At 39.9% G+C, this 19,949-nt stretch carries 15 protein-coding genes; 7 read left to right on the top strand and 8 right to left on the bottom strand.

Features of this window, described 5'->3' with window-relative positions; translation table 11 throughout:
* Positions 1-8: 8 nt before the first annotated feature.
* The 3 genes from thrB to ACNSN2_RS02725 all read right to left on the bottom strand — a co-directional run bounded on the left by thrB (position 9) and on the right by ACNSN2_RS02725 (position 3,970).
* On the bottom strand, positions 9-944 hold the full coding sequence (gene thrB, locus ACNSN2_RS02735) for a homoserine kinase (protein ID WP_418608524.1): 936 nt from the start codon (positions 942-944) through the stop codon (positions 9-11).
* Positions 945-953: 9 nt separating this feature from the next.
* Positions 954-3,371 (bottom strand): bifunctional aspartate kinase/homoserine dehydrogenase I, encoded by a 2,418-nt coding sequence (gene thrA / locus ACNSN2_RS02730; RefSeq protein WP_418608523.1) that lies wholly within the window; start codon positions 3,369-3,371, stop codon positions 954-956.
* A 230-nt stretch (positions 3,372-3,601) separates the two neighbouring features.
* A complete protein-coding gene (locus tag ACNSN2_RS02725) occupies positions 3,602-3,970 on the bottom strand; it encodes a response regulator (protein ID WP_010390921.1) in 369 nt (122 codons plus the stop codon).
* Between the two features lie 366 nt (positions 3,971-4,336).
* On the opposite strand from ACNSN2_RS02725, the gene ACNSN2_RS02720 reads away from it, so the two are divergent.
* Entirely contained in the window at positions 4,337-6,103 is a 1,767-nt protein-coding gene (locus tag ACNSN2_RS02720; RefSeq protein ID WP_054202211.1) for a sensor histidine kinase, read from the top strand.
* Between the two features lie 63 nt (positions 6,104-6,166).
* Positions 6,167-7,078 (top strand): recombination-associated protein RdgC, encoded by a 912-nt coding sequence (rdgC, locus tag ACNSN2_RS02715; RefSeq protein ID WP_418608522.1) that lies wholly within the window; start codon positions 6,167-6,169, stop codon positions 7,076-7,078.
* Positions 7,079-7,137: 59 nt separating this feature from the next.
* On the opposite strand, the gene ACNSN2_RS02710 is transcribed toward rdgC, so the two are convergent.
* A complete protein-coding gene (locus ACNSN2_RS02710) occupies positions 7,138-7,977 on the bottom strand; it encodes an HDOD domain-containing protein (protein ID WP_010390918.1) in 840 nt (279 codons plus the stop codon).
* A 282-nt stretch (positions 7,978-8,259) separates the two neighbouring features.
* Between ACNSN2_RS02710 and ACNSN2_RS02705 the strand changes: the two genes are divergently transcribed.
* Complete coding sequence (locus ACNSN2_RS02705) at positions 8,260-9,960, top strand: dipeptidyl-peptidase 3 family protein (protein ID WP_418608521.1); 1,701 nt, start codon at positions 8,260-8,262, stop codon at positions 9,958-9,960.
* A gap of 61 nt (positions 9,961-10,021) precedes the next feature.
* Here ACNSN2_RS02705 and ACNSN2_RS02700 read toward each other — a convergent pair whose 3' ends face one another.
* The gene (locus tag ACNSN2_RS02700; protein WP_418608520.1) at positions 10,022-10,552 is read right to left on the bottom strand and encodes a hypothetical protein; all 531 of its coding nucleotides are present in this window, start codon (positions 10,550-10,552) and stop codon (positions 10,022-10,024) included.
* Positions 10,553-10,582: 30 nt separating this feature from the next.
* Positions 10,583-10,981, bottom strand: coding sequence for an HIT domain-containing protein (locus ACNSN2_RS02695; RefSeq protein ID WP_076919334.1), 399 nt, complete (start codon positions 10,979-10,981; stop codon positions 10,583-10,585).
* Positions 10,982-11,088: 107 nt separating this feature from the next.
* Between ACNSN2_RS02695 and ACNSN2_RS02690 the strand changes: the two genes are divergently transcribed.
* On the top strand, positions 11,089-13,314 hold the full coding sequence (locus ACNSN2_RS02690; protein ID WP_418608519.1) for a DPP IV N-terminal domain-containing protein: 2,226 nt from the start codon (positions 11,089-11,091) through the stop codon (positions 13,312-13,314).
* Positions 13,315-13,590: 276 nt separating this feature from the next.
* Entirely contained in the window at positions 13,591-15,228 is a 1,638-nt protein-coding gene (locus tag ACNSN2_RS02685; protein ID WP_055012825.1) for a methyl-accepting chemotaxis protein, read from the top strand.
* Between the two features lie 52 nt (positions 15,229-15,280).
* On the opposite strand, the gene ACNSN2_RS02680 is transcribed toward ACNSN2_RS02685, so the two are convergent.
* Complete coding sequence (locus tag ACNSN2_RS02680; protein ID WP_418608518.1) at positions 15,281-16,816, bottom strand: M17 family metallopeptidase; 1,536 nt, start codon at positions 16,814-16,816, stop codon at positions 15,281-15,283.
* A 110-nt stretch (positions 16,817-16,926) separates the two neighbouring features.
* Positions 16,927-17,982, bottom strand: a complete 1,056-nt coding sequence (gene dinB / locus ACNSN2_RS02675; protein WP_418609036.1) for a DNA polymerase IV — start codon at positions 17,980-17,982, stop codon at positions 16,927-16,929.
* A 398-nt stretch (positions 17,983-18,380) separates the two neighbouring features.
* On the opposite strand from dinB, the gene ACNSN2_RS02670 reads away from it, so the two are divergent.
* Both ACNSN2_RS02670 and ACNSN2_RS02665 read left to right on the top strand, forming a co-directional pair.
* The gene (locus tag ACNSN2_RS02670; RefSeq protein WP_054202217.1) at positions 18,381-18,812 is read left to right on the top strand and encodes an acyl-CoA thioesterase; all 432 of its coding nucleotides are present in this window, start codon (positions 18,381-18,383) and stop codon (positions 18,810-18,812) included.
* Positions 18,813-18,824: 12 nt separating this feature from the next.
* A complete protein-coding gene (locus tag ACNSN2_RS02665; protein WP_418608517.1) occupies positions 18,825-19,877 on the top strand; it encodes an aldo/keto reductase in 1,053 nt (350 codons plus the stop codon).
* Positions 19,878-19,949 lie beyond the last annotated feature (72 nt).

The raw sequence follows: 19,949 nt of genomic DNA, 5'->3' as shown, positions 1-19,949 counted from the left end.
TCTTACTCCTATAAAACATTTAATTGACGCGTGCCGTCGTTATCTAATTTACAAATATGGCAAAAACCTTGCTCGTTGATGTAATTTTCCTCTAGCCACTGCGCGCATTGCTCTGCCGCTTCAAGCGTTTTACATACACTAAATAAGGTCGGCCCTGCGCCTGAAATACTCACCACTTCGCCACCGAGTTCTGGCAAACTAAGTTTGGCTTGGTCAAAACCATTTATTAGTGGCGCACGATGTGGTTCAGCAATATTGTCTTGCATAATACAAAGCGCCTCATCAAAACGTGAAGTCAGTAATAAACTGCTAAAAGCCGATAATCGCTGCGCAAACTCAACCCCCGCATGCATACTTAGCTCTTTTGGTAAAACAGAGCGTGCCTTTGCGGTATTGAGCGAAAAGCCAGGAAATGCGGCAACGTAATACCAGTTTTCATCAACAGGTAACGCTATTGATTTATTTGGAATTAAATCACCGGTTAATTGTAAGCCACCAAGATAACAAGGAGTGATATTGTCATAATGACGTCCACCGCTTACCAAGCCCTCAAAATCGGCCATTAGCTCTATTAACTCAACTTGGCTTAAATTAGTTTGAGCAAACTTATCCAGCGCTGCAAATGCCGCAACAACAGAGCAAGCACTTGAGCCTAACCCAGACCCTATAGGCAGGTTTTTCTTCAACTCTAATTTTACGGCTGGCATATTCGGTGCTACATGTGTACGAAAATGCACTAAACATTGATACGCTAAGTTTTCATTCGCATCGCTTGGGAGTTTATGGGCGTATTCGCCACTACAAATAAACTCATCACGAGGCGCTTCACATATAGTAACCACATCCCCCAGCAAGCTGCCATCAATTGGGGCTAACGCCGCACCGAGGGAGTCAAAACCAACCGTAAAATTACCAATGGAGGCTGGCGCATAAACTTCAATCATAACCGCCCCCTAGCGTGATAGTGTTTTAAGAATATCGGCAAATACACCCGCAGCAGTTACTGCAGAGCCTGCGCCATAACCACGGATAACAAACGGACGTGGTTGGTAGTATTGGCTTAAAATAGCCAGCGCATTTTCACCATCACGAATTACACTTAATGCGTGTGATGAATCCACCGCTTCAATACCTACTTTACAGTGTCCATTTTTAATTGTGCCTACATAGCGAAGTACTTTACCTTCACTCGCTGCACTTTGAATACGGTCGTTAAAGTCAGCATCCAGACTTGGTAGCTTTGTCATAAACTCATCAACATTGTCACCTTGGGCGAAGCCTTGTGGTAATACCGACTCCACTTCTATGTCGCTAAGCTCCAATTTCATACCTGCTTCGCGGGCAATGATAAGTAGTTTACGTGCTACGTCTGTTCCCGATAAGTCATCGCGAGGATCGGGTTCAGTAAAGCCACTTTCTTTGGCTTTAATTGTTGCTTCAGAGAGTGATAAACCATCTTCAAGGGCACCAAACATGTACGAAAGTGAGCCAGATAAAATACCACTAAATTCAAGTAATTCATCGCCAGCACCAAAGAGTGATTGCAAGTTATCAATTACAGGCAAACCCGCACCTACGTTAGTTTCGTATAAAAACTTACGGTTATTTTTATGCGTTGCTGCAATTAAGTCTTGGTAATAAGTATATGAACTAGTCGTCGCTTTTTTGTTAGCGGCCACAACGTGGAAACCCGCATTTAAAAAATCGACGTATTGCGAAGCCAAGGCATCTGATGAAGTACAATCAACTAGCACAGGGTTAACCAAGTGATTTTGCTTAACAAACTGTTCTACTAATTTTAAATCAAATGCTTGCTCTGATTGCGTTAGTTTTTGTTGCCAATCATCAAAAGCAATGCCTTCACCATCAAGGTGTAATTGACGAGAATTAGCCACACCGTATAGGTTTAATTTAATATTACGCTTTTCAAGCCATGCTTGTTGACGTTCAAGCTGGTTTATTAGCTCTTGACCGACTAAGCCACATCCCAATAAAAACACATCGATTGAAGGCACATGAGTGAAAAAGTTTTCATGACAGATTTTAACCGCGTCATTACACAACTCACCGTCAATAACAGCAGAAATAGCGCTTTCAGTTGAGTCTTGAGCTATAGCAACAATGTTAACTTGTGCTTGAGCAAGCGATGCAAAAAACTTAGCCGCTAAGCCTTTATGAGCGCGCATGTTATCGCCCACTAGCGTTACTATTGCTAAATTACGTTGCACATTTACCGGCTCAATTAAGCCTGCTTTTGACTCTAAGTCAAAGGCCACTTGCAACGCACTTAACGCTAGGTTTAAGTCACTTTCATGAACACAAAAACTGATGCTAAATTCACATGATGATTGAGTGATCAGGACGATTGACACGTTATCATGCGCTAATGCATTAAATACTTTCGATGCCATGCCCACTTTGCCCTTCATACCAGGGCCCGAAACGGTCAACATAGCTAAGTTTTGTAGGCTTGAGAGTGCTTTTACTGGCTCATCAGATACCGTATCGTTACTAATTAATGAGCCTTGTGCATCTGGGTTATGAGTGTTTTTAATTTCGCATGGCACTCCAGCTTTTGCACACGGTAGGATAGTTTTAGGGTGCAACACTTTAGCGCCAAAATAAGAAAGCTCCATCGCCTCTTTGTAAGATAGGAAATCAACCTTAGTGGCTTTTTTGATATAACGCGGATCGGCGCTGTATACACCATCAACGTCAGTCCATATTTGGCATACTTGCGCCTCTAAACACGCTGCTGCAATCGCCGCTGAATAATCAGAACCATTTCGACCAAGTGTTGTGAGCTCACCTTTATCATTACTTGCAGTAAATCCAGGCATGATGTAAACCGTTGCTGGCGACTCTTTTAGTACCGCTTGAAAACGGGCTTTACTGGCGACTAAATCGGCTTCAGCGTCTATGTGTCCACCCGTTGAAACAATACAGTCTATTGCTTGTAAATAATGCGCGTTATGATCGGCTAGTAGGCTTTGCATTAGCGATACGCTAACACGTTCACCAAAGCTAATAATAAAAGCCCTGATTTTATCTGGGCAACACTTAATTAATGCAACCCCATCAAGCTTATTTTTCAATTCGTTAAAGTCCGGCCAGTTTTGAACTGTTCCTTGTCTTTCCTCTACAGCCGCTTTTAAAGCATTGCAGCGGGTAACAAGTGCATCCCACAACGGGTTGAAATCCTGCCCCTGCTCTGCGGCACTAGCCAACGCAACAAGCGAATCTGTCATACCGCCGGGCGCTGAAAGCACCAGTAACATTTCATCTTTTAATTGTGCCTTAGCTAGAGCAGCTACTTGCTCTAAGCAGGCAAAGTCAGCGAGCGATGAGCCACCAAATTTTAAAACGCGCATTTTTTATGTTTCCTCATTCCATAAAACGAAAAAAGGCCTGTGTTCTAAGTGAACACAGGCCTTTAAATTTGTTGCACCGACCTATGCCACTATCCAGTAAGAATGGTGGTTGTAATAATAATGGTCGTTACAAGACTAAATGTTTTCATAAGCTTAAGACTGCCTTAACAAAGGCTATTCTGTCAACCCTAAATTAGAAGATAAAACAGTCTTTTTCATCATGAATTTTATTAATAAATGCCAAACTTATGCAAAACGTCGTTAAGTTGTATTTTATTAATCGGTTTATGAATGAAATCAATTGCACCAAGTTGCGCTACCCGCTCTCGCATTTTTTGTTGAATGTCAGCAGAAATTACCAATACATAAGTTTCTATTTTATTTGCTTTAACTTGCTCAAGTACTTCAATACCATCCACTTCAGGCATGGTTAAATCGAGGCATAGAAGATCAAACTGCCCATGATGCAACTGCTCCAAGGCTTCCTTACCATTTTTTGCCTGTTGAATATCGGCATCTATGCACTCATTTAAACAGCGGACCACTTGTTTACGAGCAACGGTTGAGTCATCACAGACTAAAATAGAAAAACGCACCATAATGACTATTTAATTAAACTCATATAAAACACCTAAACCCACGCTAAAATCAATTTGCTTGCTCAGTCAGCAAAAAGTAAAGAGTATAACCAACATAACTAGCGAGCAGGTTATTTACTGTATCTTTTACTAACGTTATCAATAAAATGCATGAATGCACAATACAAATTAGCAAAATAACTCTACCTAATTTACAAACAAGCTGGCTAACACACTACGCTTTATTGTTAAGTTCATGAGGGAATCCTTATTTAAGAGCCTAAAATAACAATATAATAAAATATATGTTTATTTTTAATGATTTATTAACTAATGTTTATAAGCGTACATTAACAGCTGAATAACTAAAGGAAATACAAGTCCCTCATGCCGCAAAAAAGTCTCTCAACAAAGTTACTCACACGAGTTTTATCAGTTTATTTTATACTGACTTTTGTGGTGACCTGCGGACAAATCTTCGCAGAGTATGTTAATACCAAAGATTACATACGCGATGAGCTCGGCACACTGCAAAAAACATTTGGTAGAAGTTTAACCCGAGCAATTTGGGAGCTAAATATAAAGCAAACCACAACAACCGCAGAAGGATTACTTGATATACCTATGGTTGAAGGAGTTATTATCCGTGATGATAACGGCGCTATTATTTCTCAATTAGGCCGTGCACTAAACATTCATAACCTTTATAGCCAGCAACTTGTCCAAGAAGACGTCATGGTAGAGGATACTAAAGCCGGCTTGTTTGGCTATACATTTCCACTTATTTTTGAATTTTCAGGCCGTGCCACTCAGGTAGGCGATGTGACTTTATTTTCTAGCCGCGACGTGATCTTTAGTCGCATCATGCTCTCTATTTACTTTTTAATTGGCAACGCCATGATTAAAACCACCTTTTTAATCATCTTGTTTTTAATCGCATTTAGAAAGCTATTAACTGAGCCGCTCACACAACTCACTGAGCAAATTGAATATCTTGAATTAGAAGAGCTCGATGGCCAGCACGTTAAAATTGTCACTGATGAAAATAACGAACTGAAAGTAATGGAACGCTCTTTTAACAATTTGATCTCTAAAGTTGTTGAGTATAAAAAAGAGTTAAAACAAACCCAGCATGACCTAATCGAAAGTAATCAAAAACTAGATCAACAAAACTTACAGCTTGAACAAGATGTTGCGCGAAAAACATCAAACCTAAGCCAAGCTATGATCGATCTGCAGCAACAAAAATATGAACTCGAACGCCAGAAAGCAGTATTAACAGAAGAAGTTGACCTACGAAAGCAAACAGAGCAAGAGCTGCTAAGTAAACAAACCCAACTACAAAACTCACTCGATGAACTAAGCTTTGCGCAAGAGCAACTTGTTGGCTCAGAAAAAATGGCGGTATTAGGTGGTTTAGTTGCTGGTATCACTCATGAAATTAATACCCCTATTGGTATTGGCGTAACCGCGACCTCATTTTTGCAAGAGCGCTTAACTGAAATAGAAACTGCATTTAAAAATAAATCGCTATCTTCCTCGGCACTGGAAGGCTTTATTAATGATGCAGCACAAAGCGCTCAGCTACTCTCTCACAATTTAGAGCGTGCCTCAGACTTAATCACCAGCTTTAAACAAATTGCTGTTGATCAAGCCAGTGAGGCGCTAAGAACCATTAACTTTAAAGATTACATCAATGAAGTTATACGTTCTTTACATCCGCAAATTAAAAAAACATCCCACAGTATTCGCCTGCACTGCCCGGATGATTTAATTATTAATTTACCTGCTGGGGTGATCAGCCAAATATTTACTAACTTAATTATGAATTCATTAGTGCATGGCTTTGAAAATATAAATAGTGGTCAAATCACCATAGATGTAAATACCGATGAAAACGACTTAGTTATTAATTATCAAGATAATGGTATCGGTTTAAAACCAGCTCAACTTAAGCGTTTATTTGACCCATTCTTCACCACAAAGCGTGATGAAGGTGGCAGTGGCCTAGGTGCTCACATTATTTTTAACCTCGTAAAACAAACACTCAATGGCAAAATTGAAGTCAGTAGCGAACCTAATCAAGGGTTACATTACCGAATTTCGTTCCCTAAAAATATGTCATCCCCCCTGCCACTTTTTAAACTCGATTAGCCGTTTCTAGAAGCGGCTTTTATTGCTATGATTGCACAAATTTTTTAAATGGATCATTTCCCTATGTGGTTTAGTAACCTTATATGCTATCGCTTTAAACAAGACGTTTCGTACACTCAAGAAGACTTTGACAAGGCGTTAGAACAAGATCTATTTCGTCCATGTACTGGCCAAGAGTTGGCAACATTTGGCTGGACAAAAGCATTTGGTAAACATGGTGAAACTTTGTCTCACTTTTCACAAAAAAGCATTTTAGTCTGCGCCAAGCGTGAAGAGAAAGTGTTACCGGCATCTGTAATAAATGAGCTTGTTGCAGAGAAGATTGATCAGATTGAAGCTGAAGAAAATCGACCAGTAAAGAAAAAAGAAAAAGATGAATTAAAAGAAAACATCTTGCACACGCTACTGCCACAAGCATTTAAAAAGTCGAGCCTACAGTTTGCGTTCATAGACCAGGAAAATGGTTGGGTTGTAGTTAATAGCGCAAGCTTTAATAAAGCGGAAGAGCTTCTGGCGTTACTACGTAAATCATTAGGTACGCTACCCGTTGTTCCTGCGTTTGCTAACTATGATTTAGATGTGTTTTTAACTGACTGGCTTACTAATTTTAGTACTCCAGAGGGCTTCGCTATAGGCTCTGATGCTGAGCTTGAAGAAGCGGATGACAGTGGAGCCCAAGTTAAGCTTAAAGGCCATGACTTAGCGTGTGACGAAGTAAAATCACACCTTGAAAGTGGTAAACGCGTGACTAAGCTTGCCTTGGATTGGCAAGAGCGCGTTAAGTTTATGCTACAAAACGATGGTTCAATTAAACGTTTAAGCTATAGCGAAACACTTAAAGAAGAAAATGCCGATATTCCTAAAGAAGATATGGCGGTTAAACTAGACGCTGACTTTATTCTTGCATCTGAGGAAATAAAACAGCTTCTTGAAGAGCTTACTCAAGGCTTAGGTGATGCAGACGATTTAGCGTAAAAGCTTTATTAAACAAATAAAAAGCACGATACTAATCGTGCTTTTTATTGTTCAAAAATTTAGCTAAACATTTCTTTTACGTCTTCAACCATATGCAAGTATTCCTCACTCTCTAACATTTCTAATGAAGGAAAAATGCCTTTATCAATATAGGTTTGTAGCGCCGCAGATTTATCTGATACTTGTAGGGTTCCCTCAAGGATTGCACCAATGCGAATAAAGTCGATATAACTCACTTCAGTAGAGCGATAGTTAACATCAGCCCAGTGCTGTGCAACCTCTACAAACACATCAGGGAATTCCCATGCTTTCATTATTGAGCCACCAATTTTACCGCTTAAACGTTGAATTGCATGCGCTAAAAAACTCGGATTGGCAAATACTTCTGGGTGTCGCTCAGCCTCAGTTAAAATCGGTAACACCCCAATATTATAAACCAATGAAGCTAGTGTAATGGCATCACGGTTAAGCGAAGTGTGAGTATTTCTTTTTAAGTAAAACTCCATCAATGAAATAGAATGCGAGGCCACATGCAGCGTTTTTTGCCACGCCTTGCCCATGTATCCCTTTATTAGCTCATTATTAGATACAAACAGCTGCTCCATTGCCATGGCTGTAGCTATATTTTTTATTTGCCTTAAGCCAATACGTGTCACTGCTTGATGTAAGTTAGACACCTTTACAGCACGACCCATAATGGCACTATTTGCTACTTTAATCATTCGCGCAGACAGTGCTGGGTCATGTGCTATTGCATCTGACATTTGCATCAAATTTACATCTGGATTGTCAGCGGCTTGACGAACCTTAATCGCTACCTCTGGTAACGTAGGTAACACCAGTGTGTCGTTGTTAATTCTGTCAACCAAAATTGTGAGTAAGGCATTTTCTGTAGACATAAAATATCCCTTTGCTTAATGACCTACACTTTACAGCAAGTCTTATATTATTAATTATTTCAAAGCTTAGCAGTACTAAACATATACCCAAAGTAGAAAAAATTGTAGATAATTATTGATTATTTACTAGTGCCTCACTGATTTATGCGCCCTAACGCCTAATACTTGCTATTTGCTAGTGTGTTTTGCTTTAATGCAAACATGCTAAGGCACATTAACACGCTTTCAGTACCTTAACTTACAGTATACAAGTTATAAAATAGACTTTTTAAAGGCAATATAATGATCTTAAATAAAATTAGCCAAGCAATACTGCTCTCTGGCATCGTTTTTCTTAGTGCCTGCTCTGAGCAAGCACCGTCTTCAAGTAATACGCCGCAAAGCTCAGCGCCAACGGCTTCTCAAACGCCTTCAGGGCCAGCGCTTGTTAATATTGACCGTCAACGCTTAGACATATATACAGACTTTAGTTTACAAAGTGACTTATCACACTTGTCTGACAATCAAAAAGCTATGGTAGCTAAACTTATTGATGCTTCAAAAATTATGGATGATTTATTCTGGAAGCAAGCATTTGGTAAAGATAAGCAAGACTTTTTAGCACAACTAGATGATGAAAAAGTACGTCAGTTTGCTGATATTAACTATGGCCCATGGGATCGCTTAAACGGCGATGAAGTATTCTTATCAGGCTATAAAGAAAAGCCGCTTGGTGCAGGCTTTTACCCAGCCGACATCACCAAAGAAGAGCTTAATAACGCTGATGTAAAAGATAAAACAGGGCTTTACTCACTGATTAAACGTGATGAACTAGGCAACTTATACAGCACTCCTTATTCAGAAGAATATGCCGTAGAGCTTGCTCAAGCTGCTGAGTTACTTAGAGAAGCCAGCAAGCTAGCCGACGACAAAGAATTCGCCAACTACCTAAACTTACGAGCTGACGCAATACAAAGCGATGACTTCCAAGCCTCTGACTTCGCTTGGATGGATATGAAAAATAATCCAATTGATGTGGTTATTGGCCCAATTGAAAACTACGAAGACCAATTATTTGGTTACCGTGCTGCCTATGAATCGTATGTACTAATTAAAGATTTAAAATGGAGCGAACGCCTGGCTAAATTTGCTGCCTTTTTACCTGAGCTGCAAAAAGGCTTACCTGTTGATAGCAAGTACAAGCAAGAAGTACCAGGATCAGATGCTGACTTAAATGCCTATGATGTTGTTTATTATGCTGGGCACTCAAATGCTGGCAGTAAAACCATTGCTATTAATTTGCCCAATGATGAACAGGTACAACTAGAAAAAGGCACACGTCGTTTACAGCTTAAAAACGCAATGCGTGCGAAGTTTGATAAAATTTTAGTGCCTATCTCAGAGCAGTTAATTGTGCCAGAGCAACGCAAACACATTACCTTTGATGCATTTTTTGCCAATACCATGTTCCATGAAGTGGCTCACGGTTTAGGGATTAAAAACACCTTAACGGGTAAAGGTACCGTTCGCCAATCACTTCAAGAACACGCTAGTGCTTTAGAAGAAGGTAAAGCCGATATTCTTGGTTTATACATGGTTGAACAGTTACTTAAAAAAGGTGAGATCACTGAAGGGACTTTAGAAGATTACTACACCACCTTTATGGCGGGTATTTTCCGCTCAGTACGTTTCGGTGCCTCAAGTGCACATGGTAAAGCAAACATGATCCGCTTTAACTTTTTTGCTCAAGAAGGTGCTTTTTCCAAAAATGAAGATGGGCTATACAGCATCAACATGAATAAAATGGGTGATGCCATGGCAAAATTATCGCGCCTTATTTTAACTCTACAAGGTGACGGTGATTACGAAAAAGTAGATCAACTCATTGCCACTCATGGCGATATTAAAGCGGAACTTGCTAAAGACTTAGAAAAGTTAAGCAAAGCGAACATCCCTGTAGATGTGACCTTTAAACAAGGTAAAGATGTGCTTGGCCTTGATTAACAAAAGCTAATTAAATAAAAAGCGTTACATTGTAACGCTTTTTTATTACTTATCAGTATGCTTATTTGTCATTCACCACTTTGCGTACAACCGGCTCAAGGCTTGCCATTCCCCACTGCTTACCGATTTCAATCGCAGACTCTATATCTGTACCTTGCTGGTGGGCTGAAATAGCCATTAACGCGCCAACACGGTTGCTACTTGCACAATGAACAACCACCGACTCACCTTTAAGTTGCTCTAAAAGATTGGCTAACTGCTTTGCATTATCAGTGTTTACGTCTTTTGCACCCGCAATCTCAATTGCGTGGTAGCTCATTCCTAAAGAGTTGACTAACGCGCCTTCATCCCAGTCTTGCTCATCTGCTGCACGTAAATTAATAACATGCTTTACCTTGGCTTGCGATAATTGCTTAAACTGCTCTTTAGTCGGTTGCGCTGCTGAAAAAACCACGTTGTTATGCGCTGCAAAGTTTTTAATGTTGGCGTTATTTACCACATCTATAGCGACTGGCTGCTCACTCGCTATTACGGTTGAAACAGCAATAGCTGCCATAAATATACTGGCACAAAGTTGTTTTATTAATTTCATACTATCCCCTCAAAGTAACTCATTCTAATTTTAAAAATACGTTTTTAATTGCTCTATCTGCTCATTAGTATAAGGGATACTCGGAAACTTGCCCCATACAGGCGCAGGCCATGCAATATCTGTTTTGAAGCGCGCTATATGATGAATGTGTAATTGCGGCACCATATTACCAAGCGCGGCCACATTCAACTTATCCGGATTAAACACCTCAATTAATAGATGACTGAGCTTAGCCGACTCTTGTAAATAAGTAATTTGTTGCTGCTCGGTTAAATCTATTATCTCTTTTAAACCCGCTATTCTAGGAACTAATATAAACCATGGATATTGACTGTCATTCAATAACAATACTTTACACAATGGCCAATCAGCCAGCTCAATACAATCTTTTTGTAGCTCTGGGGCTAAGATAAAAGGGGTTTCACTCATGTTGATATCCTTAGTTATTTTACTACACACTTTATAGCATTTAGTTGCAGTTGCACACGCTTGTGCTTTACCATCGGGGATAATTTTATGTAAGTAAAGGCAATCCTGTGTTAAAAAAACTAAAACACCTCTCACTGGCAATCCCCCTGATGGCGGGCGCATTAAGCGTTCAAGCAAAGCCGTTAACGCTTGAGCGTATATTTGATGATCCGAGCTTAGCTGGCAAATCTCCGGTACAACTTAAGTTTTCTCCCGACGGCAGCCGTGTCACCTACTTACAAGGTAAAACAGATGACTATAACCGCTACGATTTATGGGAATATAATTTAAAAGACAATACCAATCGATTGCTCGTTGATTCAGCGCAATTATTTTCAGGCCCAGAAAACCTGTCAGATGAAGAAAAAGCACGCCGTGAACGCCAGCGTATTTTTGGTAAAGGTATTCTTGAATACAAATGGTCAAAAGATGGTAAAGCGTTATTATTTCCTCTTAATGGCGACCTTTATTACTTCGACTTAAAAACAAAAAATAGTAAAAAGCTGACTAACACTGAAGCATTTGAAACCGATGCGCGCTTTTCTCCAAAAGGTAATTTTGTGTCATTTGTTCGTGAGCAAAACCTCTTCGCATTAGAACTGGCATCTGGTAAAGAAATTCAATTAAGTAAAGATGGCGGTGGCGTTATTAAAAACGGTATGGCCGAATTTGTGGCGCAAGAAGAAATGAGCCGCATGACCGGTTATTGGTGGGCAAATGATGAATCTAAAATAGCCTTCACTCGCGTTGATGAAAGCCCTGTTCAAGAAGCAATTCGTAACGAAATTTATGCTGATGAAGTAAAGCTATTTAATCAGCGTTACCCATTTACTGGCACTAACAATGTTGACATTCAACTTGGTGTTGTAAAACTTAATAACCAAGCAGTTGACTGGGTTGACTTAGGTGAAGATAAAGATATTTATATCGCTCGAGCGAAATGGCTGAACGACAGTAACACCCTGTCTTACCAATGGCAAAACCGTTCTCAGCACAATTTAGAATTACGCTTTTACAACAGTAAAACGAAACAGCAAACCGTCGCATTAACTGAAAAAAGCGATACTTGGATAAACCTACATTTTGATCTTGAGTTTTTAAAAGATAAAAAACATTTTGTGTGGGCCTCGGAGCGAGATGGATTTAAGCACCTTTATTTGTATGCTAATAATGGCCAACTTATTCGTCAAATAACTACTGGTGACTGGGTTGTTGATAGCTTAAAAGGCGTAGATGAAAAAAATGGTATAGTTTACTTTGCAGCGCGTAAAGATACTGCGCTTGAAAGCCACTTATACAGTGCTCCTTTATTTAAAAAAGGGGCAATTAAGCGCATTACTGAAAAAGGCCAATACCACAATGTTGTACTGGCTAAAGATAACAAAACCTTCATTGACACTAGCTCATCGGTGAATAAGCCAAATTCAGCAGCGCTGCGCAAAATCAATGGTGAGTTTATTACGTGGCTTGAAGAGAATAAACTTGACGACTCTCACCCACTAACTCCCTTTTTAACCGATTTAGCACAGCCTGAGTACGGTACTATTACCGCTGAAGACGGCCAAGTTATGCATTACCGTTTATTTAAACCTACAAACATGGCTAAGGGTAAAAAGCACCCAGTTATTGTTAACGTGTATGGCGGCCCTCATGCTCAGCGAGTAACTAATAGCTGGCGTAGTAAAAACTTATACTTTCAATATATGGCGCAACAAGGTTATGTTATTTTTCAACTAGATAACCGCGGCTCTTACAATCGTGGTAAAAAGTTTGAAGATGCAATATATAAAAATTTAGGCGTTGTTGAAGTAGCTGATCAGATTAAAGGCGTTGAGTTTTTACGTACACTTGATTACGTAGACCCTGCACGCATTGGTATTTATGGTCACAGTTACGGTGGTTATATGGCGCTAATGACCATGTTTAAAGCAGGCGATTACTTTAGTGCTGGCGTTTCAGGCGCACCTGTAACTGACTGGGCCTTATACGATACTCACTACACCGAGCGTTATTTGGGTCACCCTGATACAAATGCGCAAGGTTATACCGACAGTGCTGTTTTCCCATATGCTGAAGGCCTTAAAGGCCCATTAATGATTTACCATGGTATGGCCGATGACAACGTGTTGTTTACCCATGCAACAAAATTGTTTAAACAGCTGCAAGATAACAATCAGCAGTTTGAAATGATGACTTACCCAGGCTCAAAACATAGTCTTCGCGGTAAACAAGTTCAAACTCATTTACATCAAACTATTACTAACTTCTTTAACCGTAATTTTAATACAAATTAACTACGATTAGGTTAATTATTCGACTAAAGGCTGATACAAGTATCAGCCTTTTTTTATGCAAATAAGATATATTGAAACGTCAACAAACAATAATTAAATCAATTTGAGCATAGGGTAACTAAAAATCTAAGCCTGAGCGCGCAACTTGTATTGTATTTAAATTAACTACTAACAACTAAATATAAAAATTCAATATTATGAAAATAAAGCTCTATTAGCCTATATTTTAACTATGCTTATTAAAGAGAAGTAATGCTCTTATACAGGAACATGTTTATGCTAAATCTCCGTCGTTTTACTATATTTCAACGTCTAGCCATTTTAGTAGGGATTGTAATACTGGGTTTAATTGTATTGAGTATTTCGAGCTTGAGTAATCAATACCAAGCGCTCAAAAACGAGCAATACCTTAAAACTAAAAATGTGGTAGAAACTGCATATAGTACTATTAAGCACTATGCAGCCCTTGAACAAAACCAAACTCTTACTCGCCAACAAGCACAGTCTCAAGCAATCGCCTCAATCCGCTCATTGCGCTACGATGACACTAACTATTTTTGGATCAATAATTACCAGCCGGCGATGGTAATGCACCCAATAAAACCAGCTCTTGAGGGAAAAGATTTAACTAATAATAAAGACCCTGATGGCACCCCGTTATTTGTTGAGATGGTTAGCGTTGTAAAACAATCTGGCGAAGGTTATGTGCCTTATAAATGGCCAAAGCCCGGTAATGACAACCCCGTAGATAAAATTGCGTTTGTTAAAGGTTTTGATCAGTGGCAATGGATAATCGGCTCGGGAGTTTATCTTGATACCATAGACAGTGCCTTTTCGCAGCAGCGCACTATCATCATTATCAACGTTGTTATTATGATTATTGTGGTGGTGTTATTTAGCTACTTTATTGGCCGAAGCATTTTAACGCCGACTCGTTTAGCAGCGCAGATGATGAAAGATATCTCTCAAGGTGAGGGGGATTTAACTCGTACTCTCAACGAAAATGGTAATGATGAAATATCTCAACTTTCGAGATCATTTAATTTATTTGTCTCTAAAATTAGAGAGTCTTTAGTACTAGTTGCCAAAAGCGCAAACGATGTAAACGAGCATGCCCATGCTGTAGATGATTCTAGCAAAACCAGCCAGTCGTTTATTGAGCTTCAAAACGACAGTAGCACCCAAGTAGCCGCTGCAATGGAGGAAATGACTCATCAAATTCATGATGTTAGCCGTAATGCCGAAGCCGCTGAACAAGCCGCAAATGATACTGCCAGTAATGCATCAACGGGCAAAAATGTAGTATCTAAAACGATTACCGCCATTGAAACCCTCTCGAGTAATATAGAAACCGTAAGCAAAGTAACCGCTGATCTTGCTCAAGAGAGTAATAATATTGGTTCGGTGCTTGATGTAATAAGAAGTATTGCAGAGCAAACTAACCTGTTGGCACTCAATGCAGCCATTGAGGCTGCACGGGCAGGTGAACATGGTAGAGGCTTTGCCGTCGTAGCCGATGAAGTAAGAACCTTAGCAAGTCGAACGGGTAAAAGCACTGATGAAATTCAAGCCATGATAGCTAAACTGCAAGAAGGCGCTAAAGCCGCAGTTGAGGCGGTAAAATCTAGCCAAGAAATTTCTATTTCTACGGTTGAACAAGCCTCTTCAGCAAATACATCACTGGATGAAATAGACAGGTTAGTATCGGTGATCACCGATATGAACGGCCAAATTGCAAGAGCAACAGAGCAGCAAACATCGGCCGCAGATGAAGTGAACTTAAGAATTAACGATCTTTCGCAATCAACGGAGCAATCATTAGGTAATACTAAGGATTTAACCCTTGCCAGCGACAAACTCAAACAAAGCAGTGTTGAATTATCTAGCGTGGTATCGCGCTTTAAGCTGAGTTAACTCAATTAAAAAGCCCTGATCTTCAGGGCTTTTTAGACTTATTTATAGAGAATTATAAACAGTAGCGGGCAAATAAACTGCTTACTGAGGCCGCAGTTGGTTTACCATGTTGCCAATCACCACCTTCAACACCACTACCGGCAATATCCATATGCACATAAGGAAGTGGTAAAGTAGACTCATTACCATGCTTATCTAACCCGCCTACCACAGCTAAAAATGCCATAGGAAATTGATGACCGCGCGCTGTGACGGCAGAAGCCGCATTATTACTAGAAAGCACATCATCGGCTAAAGTACGTGGTTTTATAAAGTCATAATCTTCACGACGTGAACGTGATACTTCAGCACCGTCAGCCCATAAATCACCACAATCAGCTAATTGACGTGAAATATTAGCACTACGTGCTGGCCCATTTTCTACATAAGCACCATATGGTCCCATCGCACGTGCAGCATGCCCTGTTAAAGTAGCCACAGTAAACAGCGTTGGGTTTATTTCGTTTACAGCCAAATCTTTCATTTCACTAAGTAAATCACCCATCGCTAGACGCCCCTCGGCATCAGTGTTACCAATGCGCACTCGCACACCTTCACGGCTAGTAATGATTTCATCAGGAACAAAACAATCTGAACCAATTGAGTTACGTACCACTGCTAAAAAGGCAATCACTTTAACGCCTTTAGGCTGGTAATCAGCAACTGCTTTCATAAATCCAGCCACAGAAGCAGCACCGCCTTTATCTCGGCTCATACCTGCCATGTAGCCGCCTACTTTTAAATCTGCACCGCCTGTGTCATAAACTAAGCCTTTACCAACAAACATCAGTGTGCGTGTTACTTCACCCTCTGGTACATATTCAAGTTTAACAACGCGTGGATGATGACGCTCTACTGCATAAGATGCACGAGCAACAGTACTTAGCATCGGATAGTGTTTATCAATGGCAGCCAAGTCATCAATCACAGCAACGCTCACTGCGCTATTATTAAATAGTTCGCTACAGTAATCAGCAAAGCGTGGTGGTGCCATACGTTCAGGCTCGGTACCACATAAATCACGTGCAGCATGTTGTCCAGCTGCTAATGCATTGACTGCTTTAATCGTTTGCTCATTGGCATCAATTAAACCGATTTGAGTAATTGGCTCAATACCATGACCATGAAACTCACGTGCTTCAAGAGGCTGCCATAATGCTTGGCATGCGCCTAAATAGGCCACTTCTAGCGCGTATTGGTAACGGCTGTCGGTATTTAAAGCGGGTAAGTAAATAGCAGGGTTAACACTGCCTGACGCTTTAGCCTCATTAATGGCTAATTTAGCCGCATCAAAATAGCGACGTACATCATCATAATCTCTATTTAAAGGGCCTGTTGGGGCTAACACAACACGTTTACCGGCAATTACTAATAAGGTAACTTGATTACCTATTCGAGAGTCTACTTGAGCTTGATTTAAAATTGCATCACGCAGAGGCGTATTTGGTAAATGAGAAAAGTCATCACTGATAATAATTAGTGCATCGTGTGATGCACAATCTAGGCTTGCACTTACTGGCTGAGCCAGCACTGCTTTTGGATATGCCATAAAAAAGGATCCTGTTAGAAAACGTAGCCCCTATTATTATTTATTTAGCAATTTATAACCAGTAAACTGCGGTAATCTGCATACTTACTGGCAACCTAGAGTTACAGCTTTTACACGTCTAAAATACTCAGCTGTAAATTATGCTCTGGTTGGCTTTTAATACCAACACCAATTCCTAATAAACGCACAGGTTGTTGTAATCCGCGTTGATAGGCTTTGGCGAGTAACTCTTTAAAAATAGCCGTGTTTAATTGATGATTCGCTTGATCTGCTGAGGTCACAACAAAATTAGCAAATTTAACTTTAACACTTAACTTGTTAATTTTATTTTGTAGCTGCTGTTTGTTTAATCTAACCTCGAGCTCACCTAACAGTTGCGGTAATTGCTCCAAGCACTCATCAAGACTATTTTTGTTGTATTCATAAGTATGCTCCACGCTCAATGACTTACGAATCCGCTCAGTTGAAACCCGCCCTATATGCTCCCCCATACATTTTTGATATAACGACACGCCAAAATTCCCCACATGTTGCTGCATCCAATTAGCCCCTTTTTCGCGAACATCTTGGCCCGTGTACAACCCTTTTAAATTAAGCTTCTCCAAGGTTACCTTACCCACTCCTGGAATTTTACCTAGTGGTAATTGGGCTAAAAACGAGTCAACTTGCTCAGGCAATACTACAAATTGGCCATTGGGTTTATTTTCATCGCTAGCAATTTTGGCTATAAATTTAATTGGCGCAATCCCCGCAGAAGCGGTCAGCCCTGTGGTATTAAAAATATCGGTGCGGATTTGCTCTGCAATTAACGTTGCACTGCCTTTAAATGCAGTACTGTCGGTAACATCTAGGTACGCTTCATCAAGTGAAAGAGGCTCTACAAGATCAGTATAGCGGTTAAATATAGCGCGGATTTGAGTTGATACTTGTTTATAAACAGCCATTCTTCCGGGAACAATAACTAAATCGGGGCAAAGCTGTTTGGCATGATAGTTAGACATAGCAGAGCGCACCCCATACTCTCTAGCAAGATAGTTAGCGGTAGAGAGCACTCCACGGCGACTGTTACCGCCAATTGCCAGCGGTACACTTGCAAGCTTGGGGTTGTCGCGCATTTCAACGGCTGCATAAAAGCAGTCCATGTCTATATGAATAAACTTTTTCATCACACAATAACAACTGTTTATTTATACAGCCATTATTGTGTAATCGCTATTAATTAGCAAGCTTGTTGTTATTTAAAAAGAGCGCCTATTTTTCTTGGGCTTATTAAAACAATACATCCAAAATAAAATTTCTAAAGAAAAGCCTAATAAAATCAAAATAATTGCTCCTGCCTCATTACCCATAGCGTAACAAGTAAACGACGCTATAAAAACGGTGCATGCCAATAACCAATTAATTATATTCTGCATAGTTATCTCCTTGTGTGTTAATAGTTACTATAGTCATGAATTCAAAGAGGTACAATTTTAGCCCTAGAATTTTTGCCAACTATAATTCCCTTGAGCTCATCCGACCATGTTGCTAATCTAAATACTTTAAAACCAAGAGCTATAAATACATGGAAACGTTTAAACAACAACACCCTATTCATACCGACATTACTGTAGCGTGGGGCGATATGGATGCCCTACAGCATGTTAATAACTGTGTTTATCTTCGTTATTTTGAAATAGCCAGAATCGACTTTTTAAATAAATTAAATTTATTTGATACTATCAATGCTAAAGCCACTGGCCCTGTGATCAGTGAAAATAATATTCGCTACAAACGCCCTGTGACGTTTCCTGACACATTAAGCGTAGGTATTACTATTAGTGATATTAAGTCAGACAGATTTATAATGAATTACAGTGTATTTAGCCATGCGCAAAATGCGATAACGACCACTGGCATGTCAAAAGTGGTGATGTTTGACTTTAAAACAGGGCAAAAAGCCACGATCACAGAACCTTTGTTATCGGCTTTAAAAGCAAATTCTGAAAACGAATAATTAGGATTAGTAATGCAATATAGTCAATTAGGCAGTAGTGATATTAGTGTTTCTAGGGTCTGTTTAGGTAGTATGACTTGGGGAGTACAAAATACCCAGCATGATGCTGATGAGCAAATAGCCTATGCTCTTGACCGTGGTGTTAACTTTATTGATACGGCAGAAATGTACGCAGTTCCTCCCTCTCCCGATACTTATGGTAAAACTGAGGAAATTATAGGGAATTGGGTCGCACGTAATTCACAGAAACGAAAAGACATTGTTATTGCAACTAAAATTGCCGGTAATGGGCTTTCATGGATCCGTGATGGTGGTGATATTACTCGCCAAGCTGTTATTGATGCAGTTGATCAGTCTCTAAAACGCCTACAAACCGACTATATTGACTTATACCAATTACATTGGCCAAATCGTCGCACTCCTCATTTTGCAAGGCAATGGCCTGGCATGCTTAAATTTACTGATGTCGATGCAAAACAGCACACCGCTGACATGCTTGATATTTTAGAGGGTTTAGATGCGTGTGTTAAAGCGGGTAAAATTAAACACTGTGGACTTTCTGACGACACCCCGTGGGGGATTAGCCAATTTTTAAATTTAGCCAAAGAGCACAATTTACCAAAAATGGTGTCTATTCAAAATGAGTTTAGTTTAGCGCATGCGAAAGATTGGCCTTATTTAATAGAGCAATGTGTGCATGAAGATATTGCTTATTTACCTTGGTCACCTTTAGCTGCTGGACTATTAACGGGTAAATACCTAAATGGAGCGCGCCCTGAAGGCTCTCGTTGGACATTTATGCAGCGTAACGGTATTTTTAGAGATACGCCACAATCACAAAAGGCGACCAAAGAGTATGTTGAACTTGCCCATGCACACGCTATCACCCCTGCACAATTAGCGCTAGCGTGGTGTAATCAAGTGGATGGCGTTACCTCATCTATTATTGGTGCCACTACTATGGCGCAATTAAAAGAAGACATTGATGCATTTGAGCTAACTCTTAGCGACGATGTACTTCTAGCGATTGATACCATATTCAGAAATAACCCAATGCCATACTAGGGCTTATTAATTTTTGGGGATTAAAGTTTGTTCTATATAGGGCAATTTAATCACGGCAAGAGGTTTTAAGCC

The organism is Pseudoalteromonas sp. US3C1013 (assembly GCF_048401115.1).
In the GTDB taxonomy this organism is placed as follows: Bacteria; Pseudomonadota; Gammaproteobacteria; order Enterobacterales; family Alteromonadaceae; genus Pseudoalteromonas; species Pseudoalteromonas undina.
This window is presented reverse-complemented; position numbering and strand designations above follow the sequence as displayed.

Excerpts from the sequence above, each read along its gene's own strand:
- thrB (WP_418608524.1), bottom strand. The coding sequence starts at position 944 with ATGATTGAAGTTTATGCGCCAGCCTCCATTGGTAATTTTACGGTTGGT.
- thrA (WP_418608523.1), bottom strand. The coding sequence starts at position 3,371 with ATGCGCGTTTTAAAATTTGGTGGCTCATCGCTCGCTGACTTTGCCTGC.
- ACNSN2_RS02725 (WP_010390921.1), bottom strand. The coding sequence starts at position 3,970 with ATGGTGCGTTTTTCTATTTTAGTCTGTGATGACTCAACCGTTGCTCGT.
- ACNSN2_RS02720 (WP_054202211.1), top strand. The coding sequence starts at position 4,337 with ATGCCGCAAAAAAGTCTCTCAACAAAGTTACTCACACGAGTTTTATCA.
- rdgC (WP_418608522.1), top strand. The coding sequence starts at position 6,167 with ATGTGGTTTAGTAACCTTATATGCTATCGCTTTAAACAAGACGTTTCG.
- ACNSN2_RS02710 (WP_010390918.1), bottom strand. The coding sequence starts at position 7,977 with ATGTCTACAGAAAATGCCTTACTCACAATTTTGGTTGACAGAATTAAC.
- ACNSN2_RS02705 (WP_418608521.1), top strand. The coding sequence starts at position 8,260 with ATGATCTTAAATAAAATTAGCCAAGCAATACTGCTCTCTGGCATCGTT.
- ACNSN2_RS02700 (WP_418608520.1), bottom strand. The coding sequence starts at position 10,552 with ATGAAATTAATAAAACAACTTTGTGCCAGTATATTTATGGCAGCTATT.
- ACNSN2_RS02695 (WP_076919334.1), bottom strand. The coding sequence starts at position 10,981 with ATGAGTGAAACCCCTTTTATCTTAGCCCCAGAGCTACAAAAAGATTGT.
- ACNSN2_RS02685 (WP_055012825.1), top strand. The coding sequence starts at position 13,591 with ATGCTAAATCTCCGTCGTTTTACTATATTTCAACGTCTAGCCATTTTA.
- ACNSN2_RS02680 (WP_418608518.1), bottom strand. The coding sequence starts at position 16,816 with ATGGCATATCCAAAAGCAGTGCTGGCTCAGCCAGTAAGTGCAAGCCTA.
- dinB (WP_418609036.1), bottom strand. The coding sequence starts at position 17,982 with ATGAAAAAGTTTATTCATATAGACATGGACTGCTTTTATGCAGCCGTT.
- ACNSN2_RS02670 (WP_054202217.1), top strand. The coding sequence starts at position 18,381 with ATGGAAACGTTTAAACAACAACACCCTATTCATACCGACATTACTGTA.
- ACNSN2_RS02665 (WP_418608517.1), top strand. The coding sequence starts at position 18,825 with ATGCAATATAGTCAATTAGGCAGTAGTGATATTAGTGTTTCTAGGGTC.